Source organism: Xenorhabdus indica (assembly GCF_014467235.1).
In the GTDB taxonomy this organism is placed as follows: Bacteria; Pseudomonadota; Gammaproteobacteria; order Enterobacterales; family Enterobacteriaceae; genus Xenorhabdus; species Xenorhabdus indica.
This window is the reverse complement of the sequence record NZ_NKHP01000058.1, coordinates 1-3,420: the sequence shown is the minus strand read 5'-3', so window position 1 is coordinate 3,420 and position 3,420 is coordinate 1. Positions and strand designations below refer to the sequence as shown.

The 3,420-nt window shown below is 35.8% G+C and carries 2 protein-coding genes and 1 pseudogene; all 3 read right to left on the bottom strand.

What is annotated here, in order from left to right; genetic code table 11:
- Positions 1 to 971 (bottom strand): annotated as a pseudogene (locus tag Xind_RS19340) (autotransporter outer membrane beta-barrel domain-containing protein); the annotation flags it as partial.
- Positions 972 to 1,643: 672 nt separating this feature from the next.
- Entirely contained in the window at positions 1,644 to 2,612 is a 969-nt protein-coding gene (locus tag Xind_RS19335; protein WP_187650913.1) for an IS30 family transposase, read from the bottom strand.
- Positions 2,613 to 2,811: 199 nt separating this feature from the next.
- On the bottom strand, positions 2,812 to 3,327 hold the full coding sequence (locus Xind_RS19330) for an MFS transporter (protein WP_187650912.1): 516 nt from the start codon (positions 3,325 to 3,327) through the stop codon (positions 2,812 to 2,814).
- Positions 3,328 to 3,420 lie beyond the last annotated feature (93 nt).

The following is a 3,420-nucleotide window of genomic DNA, read 5'->3' as shown; positions in this document are numbered from 1 at the left end:
GCATTCGTGATGGTATCAACAACGCCTTTATCGTCGATAGAAATTCCATTTCGCTTTCCATATAACAAGGAAGCATTGGTAATCTGTTTTATCCTGGACTGCCTCATGTTGGAATCATCCAGTAGCGCCTTTCCTTGCCCGGCGACCTGAATTGCGTCCTGCTCAGCCGTGATCCCATTACTTCCGGACTGATTATAGAGATTTTCTAGGTATCCTCCATTTTGAATCAGAACACTGTGATTGGGTCCAGCCACTGTTCCATCATTATTGAAAATACCGACATTACTGCCAGCGTCGATAACGAACGTTGCTAAAGTAAAGGAAGCATTAATATTCTGAGATTTCAGTTTTCCAACATTATGAAAGAGCTTAAGTTTTGAGGTTATAACAGTTATCCCATCAATCGATCCTTCCTTCTGATTTAGGATAGTATCTATTTGTCCCTTATAATCTGAGCTACTCGATGGTTGTATCTGTATTGCATTCAATGAAGAGAGGTTATTGGTGGAATTAATTGAGCTATAATTATCCAGCATATTCATTTGACCAACAACCGATATGGTTCCGTTCGTTCCGATTATGGTTCCATTATTACGTAACTTACCAACAGACCCACTGTAAGTTACTGAGACCCCATTTGTTCCCTGCAATCTTCCGTTATTCACAATGGTATCAACGTAAACCTTTTTTGCCATATTATTGTTAGTGCCGATATTGACTGCACTATATTTCAGACCGTATGGATCATTTACAGGATCTGGTAGCCCTGTAGGGGTAACAATCGATGCGTTTTTTTTGATAGTAAGATTTTCACATTGTGAGAGATTATAGGGTTCTGTCTCATTTTGAGAGATAGTGGTATTTGTACTCAGAGAACCACATGATGATGAGTCAGCTATTGCATCAACACTTATCCCTAGTAAAGTCACCCTAAGAGCGATTGGAAATACAGCATTTCTGTCTATCTTCATAAGAGGAACCCCTACCCCTAAATAACCTGATTTTCATTTAAATAATTAAGTGAAGCCTACTAGATTCATTATTACTGTAGAATACATTTGCCATATCGTCGATTATTCCAACTAAAATTTGATATTAATGATTGTCTTAAAGTGATTACTGGTGAAGGTCATATAGGACCTTATATTCAGGTTTTGTCGATAATATACGGTTTTATCTGGTTTTTAAGATTATTATTTTGCAAAAATGAAATCTTTTGGTTTTATATGAAGGGAATCATCATTAATAAACCAATTTTTAAACTTTAATAGTAAACTATGTGTAAAGAGCAATGTTTATATTTTAAGAATAAAAATTTGGATTTATAATATTTTCTTTATCACCTGAAATTATATTTAAACAATTATTTTTAAAAAAGGTAAATATCCATTTTTTGTTGTTAATAAATACAAAAAATATAAGATTTAAGTGAGAAAAAATTATTATGAAATATATTTGATAGTTTAATTAAGGGTTTGATGCTTCGATTTTTCAGTTTATATATAAATTTCGTGATGGGTTTGAGTTCACAAAGAATATAAATCATAGGGTTTTATTTATTTTTTCATGGTGGCTCTTTATATGTTATTGTTTTTTATTGCATTCCTTAATGTGCTTGCATTCACATAATAAGTGCAACACCGTTATAAACGAAGTAAATGAGTTGATATTCCTTTAAATAATTCATTCGGTGTTTTGTAATTCCTCGTTTTACGAGGACGATTATTTAATCGGTTTGCCACAAGATTCACCTCTCGCTCTGATACCTGATTAAAATCAGTTCCCTTTGGGAAGTAATTTCTGATTAATCCATTTGTGTTCTCATTGATTCCTCTTTCCCAAGGGGAATACGGGTGAGCAAAATAAATTTTTGCCTCTAAATTTTTACTGATAAGGGCATGCTCAGCAAACTCCAATCCGTTATCAAAGGTCATTGTTTTAACTTTGTTTTTTATCCCAGATAAGTGTCTTGTTGCCGCTTTTGCAACGCCTTTTGCTGTTTTATCTTCCAGTTTAATGATGAAAGTAAATAGCGATTTTCGTTCAACTAAGGTCAATAATGCACTTTTATGATCTTTGCCAACTATCGTATCGCCTTCCCAATCACCAATACGTTGCTTTTTATCAACACATTTTGGGCGTTTTTCAATACTGACTCTGTTTTTAATTTTTCCTCGGTGTTCATGACTTCCATAACGTTTACGATACGGTTTTTTAGCTATTCTGAGATGCTGGTATAAGTCACCACCATTCAGTATATCTTTATAAATCAACCTATAAACTGTTTCATGATGCAAAGAGATGATATTTTCTCTTTTGAGATAACCGACGGTTTGTTCAGGACTCAAATCTTGCCAAGTTAACTGTTTAATCAATTTGACGATCATAGGTGTCACTTTGACAGCTTTTATCGCGGTATGGCGGCGCTCTGAGGCTTTAAGTTGAGCCTGTTTAGGGCAGTATTTCTCGTCTTCCTGATTTCGTCTCAATTCCCGGCTAATTGTTGATGGAGCTCGATTAAGCGATGTTGCGATAAAGCGTTGTGTAAAACCGGCTTCTTTTAAAGTGAAAATCTGGTATCTTTCTATTTCGGTCAGTTGTGTATAGGCCATAGCGCATTTTCCTTTGGCGAGAAAGGTGCCTACTATAGCAACTGACCGCCTTTCTTAGAAATTGCACTTATTAGGCGAATCCAAGAAATCCTAAACCTTCGCTGGCTGCACATATGACAGCCCAGCGACCCGCGATTCCAAGATCCATATTCTCTCCGTTAGTATGATAGTGAAGATAATATTATCAATTTTGGTTGCTCTATAAGCGCCGGTTTTTTATTTCGGATACCCTATACAGAGTAAAGGTAATGAAAACAAAACAAATCAAGGCAAGAATGAAAAGTCCCCACATTAAACCCGCTGCTGTTGTTGTATGCCCACTAGAGAAAAACCATAATACAATGGCTGCTCCGGCCATTTTTAAGGCTCCTTGTAAGGCACTGCCTGTTCCGGACAATTCTGGATGTCCATGCAAACTTATCCCAAGTAATAATGGAGAAGACAGTCCACATCCTAGCCCTACCGCAAGACTATAAATAATGATAAATTTAATCGACAATATTTGAGTAAAATAAATAAAAATAAGCGCCATCGCCGTAAACAATACTAATAACGGGAGTGAAACTTTCAGAATTCTTTCAGGTGTGGAATGTGACAATCCTTTTTTTGTCAGTAACGAACCTATTACGATCCCAGCAGAATAAACCATAAACAGATATCCATTCTGTGATGAAGATAATTCAAATTGTGTCTGGAATACGAAAGGGCTGGTCATGCTTCCAATAGTTAGATCGCTTAGAGGAAGTAGTATTCACGCTCAATAAACGTTCCTATCACTTTATCGTGTATTTCTTCAGATTTGGAATAG

What these genes read in the sequence shown, in the direction of transcription:
- Xind_RS19335 (WP_187650913.1), bottom strand. Translation starts at nt 2,612, where the DNA reads ATGGCCTATACACAACTGACCGAAATAGAAAGATACCAGATTTTCACT.
- Xind_RS19330 (WP_187650912.1), bottom strand. Translation starts at nt 3,327, where the DNA reads ATGACCAGCCCTTTCGTATTCCAGACACAATTTGAATTATCTTCATCA.